This is a genomic window from Buchnera aphidicola str. Ua (Uroleucon ambrosiae) (assembly GCF_000225465.1).
Taxonomy (GTDB): Bacteria; Pseudomonadota; Gammaproteobacteria; order Enterobacterales; family Enterobacteriaceae; genus Buchnera; species Buchnera aphidicola_B.
In genome coordinates this window covers 1-7689 of record NC_017261.1, presented here as the reverse complement: position 1 = coordinate 7689, position 7689 = coordinate 1, and the positions used below count along the sequence as shown (strand labels likewise).

Below are 7689 nucleotides of genomic sequence, written 5' to 3'. Positions count from 1 at the left end.
TTAATTATTAGATTCAAAAACTCTTCGGTTTAAAATAAAATCAGGAACTCGTGTTTCATAATTTTTTATATGATCTAAATGTTTCATAGTTAAATCAATATTATCTAAATTACTTGAAAAATATAAAAGATGAGAAGCTTCTAAATGAAAGTAAAATACCTGTTCTCCAAAAATAATTTTTTGATCAGTTAAATTAATTTTAAATTTAGCACCGGGATTTAAATTTACAAAATCAAAAAGAACATTAATTTTAATTTGTTCTAAATTAATTAAAAGAAGTTTGTTATTTAAACTGTTACTATAAAATATATCAGAAAAACTTGGCGCAATTATAACTTTAAATCCATAATCAAGCAAAGACCATACTGCATGCTCTCTTGATGAACCACATCCAAAATTTTCTCCAGTTAATAAAATATTAGCATGAGTATAAATTTTTTGATTTAAAACAAATTTCTTATTTTTTAACAATTGTTTACTATCAATAAAACGCCAATCATGAAATAAAAATTTCCCCAAACCCTTTTTACTAACATGTTTTAAAAATTGTTTTGGAATAATAATATCAGTATCTATATTTGAAAAATTTAAAGGAACAACAACACCAGTATGTTCAATGAATTTAAACATATTTAATTATTCTCACTATTATATAAATTTCTAACATCAAAAAATTTACCATATATAGCAGCAGCAGCTGCCATTATAGGACTTACTAAATGTGTCCTACCGCCTCTCCCCTGCCGACCTTCAAAATTTCGATTACTAGTAGAAGCACAACGTTCACCGAAATTTAATCTATCTTTATTCATGCCTAAACACATAGAACAACCGGGTAATCGCCATTCAAATCCTGAATCAATAAAGATTTTATCTAAACCCTCTTGTTCAGCTTTCCTTTTTACTGATCCTGAACCTGGAACAACAATTGCTTTTACATGTTTTGCAATTTTTCTATTTTTAAGTATCTTTGAAGCAGCTCTTAGATCTTCTATACGGGCATTTGTACAAGATCCGATAAACACCCTATCAATAGAAATATTTGTTAAATAAGTATTTGACTTTAATCCCATATATTCACAAGCAGATTTAGCTGACTCTTTTTTTAATAGAGAATTTATATTATTATAATCTGGTATTTTTTCATCAATTGATATAACCTGATCGGGATTAGTCCCCCAAGTAATTTGTGGTGCTAAATTTGAAATATCTAAAGTAATACATTTATCAAAATGTGCATTTTTATCTGATTTCAAAAATTTCCAATAATCTAAAGATTTTTCCCAAAATAAACCAGAAGGTGAATAAATTTTATCTTTTAAATATTTATATGTAATTTCATCGGGCGCAATTAAACCAGATTTTGCGCCCATTTCAATAGCCATATTACATATGGTCATTCTCTCTTCCATACTTATATTTTTAATAACATCTCCACAAAATTCAATTACATAACCAGTACCACTAGATGATCCTAATTGTCCTATTATAAATAATATAATGTCTTTTGCAGTTACAAATTTAGGAATTTTTCCTATAATTTCAACTTTCATATTTTTAAAACGTTTTTGTTTTAATGTTTGTGTAGCAAGAACATGTTCAACTTCTGAAGTTCCAATACCGAAAGCTAAAGCACCAAATGCACCATGAGTCGATGTATGAGAATCACCACATACAATTGTCATACCTGGTAATGTCATCCCTTTTTCAGGAGCAATAACATGAACTATCCCTTGATTAGGATTATTTATATCGTATAATGGTATATTAAAGTCTCGACAATTTTTAATTAATTGCTCCATTTGTTTTTTTGCCATAGATCCAGATGCACTAATACTTTGAATTTTTGTTGAAACATTATGATCCATAGTTGCAAATGTTTTTTTTGATTGTCTTACTTTACGTTTTTTACTACGCAATGCATCAAATGCCTGAGGAGAAGTAACTTCATGAAGTAAATGCAAATCTATATATAAAATAGATTCCCCGTTTTTATCTTCATAAACAACATGCGAATCATATATTTTTTGATATAATGTCTTACTTGTCATTTTATTCACCACTAATTAAAGTATTAGCAATAACATCACCCATTTCATTTGTTTTTAAATAGTTATTATTATTTGATATATCGGCTGTTCTATAACCTTTTTTTAAAACAGAAATAACAGATTGATCAATTTTATCTGCTATTTTTTTTAAATTCATACCGTATCTAACTAACATAGAAACTGAAAGAATTTGAGCAATAGGATTAGCAATATTTTTACCTTCTATATCAGGTGCTGATCCACCTGCAGGTTCATATAAACCAAATTTTTTTTCATTTAAACTAGCTGATGGTAACATTCCAATTGAACCGGTAATTATAGCGCATTCATCAGAAACAATATCTCCGAAAAGATTAGAACATAACAATATATCAAATTGATTAGGATCTTTAATAATTTGCATCGTAGCATTATCAATATATAAATGAGACAAATGAACATCAGGATAATTTTTAGAAACTTTTTGAACAGTTTCTCTCCATAAAACAGAACTATTTAAAACATTTGATTTATCTATAGAACAAACTTTATAATTTCTAGTCTGAGCTAATTGAAAAGCTAAATGAGCAATTCTATTAATCTCATAATCATAATAAATTTCAGTATCAAAGGCATATTCAATATTATTTTTTTTTAAACGACCAGTAGGTTTTCCAAAATAAATCCCCCCTGTTAATTCTCTAATACATAATATATTAAAACCATTTTTTATAATGTCAGAACGTAAGGGAGATAAATATTTTAATTCTGAATACAATTGAGCTGGTCTTAAATTAGCAAAAAGATTAAAATGCTTTCTTAATGGTAATAAAGAAGCTCTTTCAGGACGCTTATCTATTGGAAGATGATCCCATTTTTTTCCACCTACAGAACCAAATAAAATAGCATCTGAATTTTCACATCCTAGCAATGTTTTTTTTGGTAAAGCTACCCCTTCTTGATCAATAGCAGCACCTCCAATATTAAATTCCTTTATTTCTAAAGGTAAAGAAAAATGATTTTTTAAAATATTTAAAATTTTATATGCTTCTCGCATAACTTCAGGACCTATCCCGTCACCAGGTAGTACCGAAATACGATATTTTGTTTTCATAAAAAAGATATTCTCTCTTAAAAATCAATATTAATATAAAAATATAATTATTGTTTTTTTAAATTTTTTAAATTTTTATTAACTTGTTTAGCCTTCCATATATTATTTAATACATTAACCATTGCTTTAGCTGAAGACTCCATAATATCAGTAGCCAAACCTACACCATGAAATTTACGTTTTTTATATTCTACTAAAATATCAACTTGCCCTAATGCATCTTTACCCTTACCTTTAGCAACTAATTGAAATTTTTGTAAAACAATAGGAAAATGTGTAATTCTATTCAAGGCTTGATAAATAGCATCAACTGGTCCATTACTAGTAGTAGAAGCTTCAGTATATATTTTTTTACCACATAATAATGTTACTGATGCAGTAGATAAATTATTAGAAATCGATTGTACGCTAAAAAATTTTAAACTAAAATATTCTGATTCATCTTGTTGTTTATTAATAAAAGCTAATGCTTCTAAATCATAATCAAAAACTTGACCTTTTTTATCTGCTAATTTTAAAAAATCAGTATAAAGTTCATCAATATTATAATCATTTTCTTTATAACCCATTTCATTCATGTAATGTTTTACTGCTGCTCTTCCAGAACGAGAAGTAAGATTTAATTTTACTTTTTTTAAACCAATACTGATAGGATCAATAATTTCATAATTTTCTCTATTTTTCAGCACTCCATCTTGATGAATACCTGAAGAATGTGCAAATGCATTACTACCTACTATAGCTTTGTTAGATGGGATAGGCATATTACAAATACTACTAACGATTTGACTAGTTCGATAAATTTCTTTATGATTAATATTAGTTGATACACCTAGAATATCTTCTCTTACCTTAATAGCCATAATTACTTCTTCTAATGCTGTATTTCCTGCTCTTTCACCAATCCCGTTAATAGTCCCCTCGATTTGTCTAGCACCTGCTTGTATCGCTGATATTGAATTTCCTACGGCCATTCCTAAATCATCATGGCAATGTACTGAAATAGTAGATTTATGAATATTAGGTACTTTTTCAAATAAATTTTTAATGATAAAAGATAATTCATTTGGGATAGTGTATCCTACAGTATCAGGGATATTAATTGTTTTTACACCACAAGATATTAGTTTTTCAACAATACGACATAAATTATCAATTGTAGTTCGACTTGCATCTTCACAAGAAAATTCAATATCATCAGTATAACGCAAAGCTCTCTTGACTGAAAAAATAGCCATATCTATAATTTCATTGAAGTTTTTTCTTAGTTTAGATTCCATATGTAATGTTGATGTTGCTAAAAAAATATGAATTCGAAAAGAATTAGATGCAGACATTGCTTCACCTGCTACATCAATATCTTTTTCTATACAACGTGCTAAACTACATACTCTACTATTTTTTATTTTTTGAGATATTGTTTGAACAGATTTAAAATCACCTGGAGATGAAATAGGAAATCCTACTTCCATAATATCTACTCCAGATTTTTCTAGACATAATGCAATTTGTAGTTTTTCTTTAACACTGAGACTAGCTTGCAATGCTTGCTCTCCATCACGTAGAGTTGTATCAAAAATAATAACTTTAGAATTCATAAAAATTGTTCTCGATAAAATAAACGTTTATTAAATAACATTATATTATACAATAAAAATTTCATAAGACATCGTTGTACAAAAAAATGATTTTTTTGTACAACGATGTCTTATGAAATTTTTATTGTATAATGTGATTGTTATTTTTGTTTATATAACTTACATAAATTACTATATTCGATATCTATCTTTTTTTTGAGGCCTTTTGGACCTATCTTAGTTAATTCGCTGGCTGTATAATAATTTATTAAAGCATTCAAAATTTTTTTTCTAGCTGTTTTTTCATCTAATTTTGATATCAGTTTTATATCTGAAAAAGAGAGAAATATTTTTTGATCTTCTATATTTTGAGATACATTTTTTTGCTTAGATAAAAAATAATTTATTTTTTTTTCTGAAATATTGCATAATGTAAAAAACATAGGTGTCAAAAATATTTTTTTAGATGCATAATTACTTATTATTTTATTATTTGTTTTTTTAGATTTAACAAAACCCATCGGTTCTAAAAAATCACTTATAAGACGAGAAGCACGAGTAATAGATTTGTTTCCAGATTCTGAAAAAGTAGATAATCCACATTCATCTGCTAATTTTTCAATAGAAGCTTCAACTAATTTAGAATTAATATCACAATAATATAACATAGCAAGTACTATAGCTCTCATAGCACATGCGCGATGTTCATTTAATCGTCTAAATCGAATTAAAACATTACCAGTTTTAGGATCTACAGGTAGCAAAGTGTAATTTAATTTACTTCTAGCAACATCTATTTCTGATGCCTTTTTCATTGCATAACAAATAAACGCAGATCTTTTTTTTTCATTTTTAGATGGATTAAAAAATGGTTTGGGATTATATATGTAATTTTTTCTAGACACTAAATATACTTGTATTAAAATAAAATTTTAAAAAGAAAAATTTTCAATTAAACAAAATAATAAATATAAAATTTAATACTTTATTTTTCAAAATTAAAAATTAACAAACACAAAAATTTAAAAAAAATAAATTTTTTAAATAAAAATCAACGAATAAGATGTTGTTTTTTACTCATTTTATCAATATATGCCATACCAAAAGCAGATAAAACAAAAGTTAAATGAATTATAACACATAATATAATTTTATTATCTAATATCTTTTCTGCTTCCATAAAAAGACGCAAAAGATGAACAGAAGAAATTGCTACTATTGATGATGCGACTTTATTTTTTATGGAATTTACATCCATCGTACCCATCCATCCTAATCTTTTTTGATTATCTTGTATGTCCATTTTAGAAATAAAATTTTCATAACCAGAAAACATAACCATTACCAATAAACCACCTACTAACGCAATATCAATTAATGATAAAACAACTAAAACCAATCCAGACTCAGATATATCAACAATATCTGGCATGATAAATAAAATTTGTTGAAAAAATTTTAATGTTAATAATACAAAACCAAAAGATAATCCTATATAGACAGGAAACATTAACCAACGAGAAGCATATATCCCTCTTTCAATCATTTTTTCCATTTTTTTTTCCTATATTTTTTTTAAATATACTATATTATTTTTTTTTATACATAATTTGTTTTTAAAAATTTATTTGTCATCAAAATTTTAATAATTTATTATTGAAAATAATTAAAATCTATGTTAAAAATAGATTAAATCATATTTATTCATAAAAAAAAATAAAAGTAAAGTTATATATTCTGAAAATTTTTAAATATTAATATTTATTTCAACAATCTAATTAATCTACTATAGGTATCATTTTATGATATCAAGAAAACATTATATTAATAATCCCAATCCCTTTTTTACGCCTCCTAAAGGTAATAAACCACGCCCTGCATTTATTCGTTATGCTATGAAAAGAGCTGAAACAATAGATGTAGCTCGATGCGAATTAAATTATATCCTTCAGATTAAAAAAATTAAAATTGAATTTCCAAAAAAAAGATTTAGAAGATTGAATGAACATCGTGCATGTGCTATGAGAGCTATGGTTTTAGCTATGATTTATCATTTCAATATTTCTTCAGATTTAGTTCAAGCATCTGTTGAACAATTATCTGATGAATGTGGTTTATCTACATTATCTAAAGCAGGAAATAAATCTATTACACGAGCATCTAGATTAATTACTCATTTTATGGAACCAATGGGTTTTGTTACTTGTAAGAAAAAATGGGATAAAATATTAGGAAATTATATGCCTAAAATTATTACCCTTACTCCATTATTTTTTCAGTTGTTTGATATTTCTGAAAATAAACTAATAAACGCTAAAAAACAACAATTAGGATGGATAAATAAAAATCTTATTGATAAAGGCTTACAACCAATAACAATGGTTGATGCGAAAAGACGTTCTCAAGATATACAAATAAAAAATATTGTTAAATATAGGATATCTAAACATGCTTTTTATAAAAAGAGAAGAAATGCTCAACGTTTAATTGCGTTAGATGAAAAAGAAGCAAGACAAACTATTCTTCGTGCACTAGTAGCTAAATATTCTATCAGTGAGTTAACAAAACTAGGTCCTAACGGATTAAAAAAACAGGTTAATATTAGTTATTCCTATTTAAGAAAAATTGCAACAAACAGATATTCAGATACTTAAAAATTTTTTTTTAAAAAATTTTTTTAATACGTTTTTTACGTACCCTACCCCTATTTTTTAAAATCATAAATATTCAATATATTATATCTTTATATTAAAAATTATTTTTTTTTTTATTTTTAAATAAAATTTTTTTTTAATTTTATTAATTTTTTATAAAAAATTTCAATAAATGCACATGGACTTTTTTTATTAATGCGTCTTATGTAATAAATGCAAAATAACAATGTATTAAAAATAAATAAAAAAATATATAAACATAAAAAAAAATAGCGAAAATTTTTTAAAAAATTTTCGCTATTATTTTAAAAAGA

7 protein-coding genes are annotated in these 7689 nt (G+C 25.6%); 1 reads left to right on the top strand and 6 read right to left on the bottom strand.

Going from position 1 to position 7689, the window contains the following annotated elements:
* The 6 genes from leuD to BUAMB_RS02925 all read right to left on the bottom strand — a co-directional run bounded on the left by leuD (position 1) and on the right by BUAMB_RS02925 (position 6276).
* A complete protein-coding gene (gene leuD, locus BUAMB_RS02950) occupies positions 1–630 on the bottom strand; it encodes a 3-isopropylmalate dehydratase small subunit (RefSeq protein WP_014500275.1) in 630 nt (209 codons plus the stop codon).
* Positions 631–632: 2 nt separating this feature from the next.
* A complete protein-coding gene (leuC, locus tag BUAMB_RS02945) occupies positions 633–2051 on the bottom strand; it encodes a 3-isopropylmalate dehydratase large subunit (RefSeq protein WP_014500274.1) in 1419 nt (472 codons plus the stop codon).
* A 1-nt stretch (position 2052) separates the two neighbouring features.
* Complete coding sequence (leuB, locus tag BUAMB_RS02940) at positions 2053–3144, bottom strand: 3-isopropylmalate dehydrogenase (RefSeq protein ID WP_014500273.1); 1092 nt, start codon at positions 3142–3144, stop codon at positions 2053–2055.
* A gap of 47 nt (positions 3145–3191) precedes the next feature.
* Entirely contained in the window at positions 3192–4742 is a 1551-nt protein-coding gene (gene leuA / locus BUAMB_RS02935) for a 2-isopropylmalate synthase (protein WP_014500272.1), read from the bottom strand.
* A gap of 140 nt (positions 4743–4882) precedes the next feature.
* Positions 4883–5626: a plasmid replication initiator RepA gene (gene repA, locus BUAMB_RS02930; RefSeq protein ID WP_014500271.1), complete on the bottom strand. Its 744-nt coding sequence runs from the start codon at positions 5624–5626 to the stop codon at positions 4883–4885.
* A gap of 146 nt (positions 5627–5772) precedes the next feature.
* Complete coding sequence (locus tag BUAMB_RS02925; protein WP_014500270.1) at positions 5773–6276, bottom strand: TIGR00645 family protein; 504 nt, start codon at positions 6274–6276, stop codon at positions 5773–5775.
* A 247-nt stretch (positions 6277–6523) separates the two neighbouring features.
* Between BUAMB_RS02925 and repA (BUAMB_RS02920) the strand changes: the two genes are divergently transcribed.
* Positions 6524–7375, top strand: a complete 852-nt coding sequence (gene repA / locus BUAMB_RS02920) for a plasmid replication initiator RepA (protein ID WP_014500269.1) — start codon at positions 6524–6526, stop codon at positions 7373–7375.
* The last annotated feature ends 314 nt before the right edge of the window (positions 7376–7689 follow it).

Coding starts and splice junctions, on each gene's coding strand:
- leuD (WP_014500275.1), bottom strand. CDS start 630: ATGTTTAAATTCATTGAACATACTGGTGTTGTTGTTCCTTTAAATTTT.
- leuC (WP_014500274.1), bottom strand. CDS start 2,051: ATGACAAGTAAGACATTATATCAAAAAATATATGATTCGCATGTTGTT.
- leuB (WP_014500273.1), bottom strand. CDS start 3,144: ATGAAAACAAAATATCGTATTTCGGTACTACCTGGTGACGGGATAGGT.
- leuA (WP_014500272.1), bottom strand. CDS start 4,742: ATGAATTCTAAAGTTATTATTTTTGATACAACTCTACGTGATGGAGAG.
- BUAMB_RS02925 (WP_014500270.1), bottom strand. CDS start 6,276: ATGGAAAAAATGATTGAAAGAGGGATATATGCTTCTCGTTGGTTAATG.
- repA (WP_014500269.1), top strand. CDS start 6,524: ATGATATCAAGAAAACATTATATTAATAATCCCAATCCCTTTTTTACG.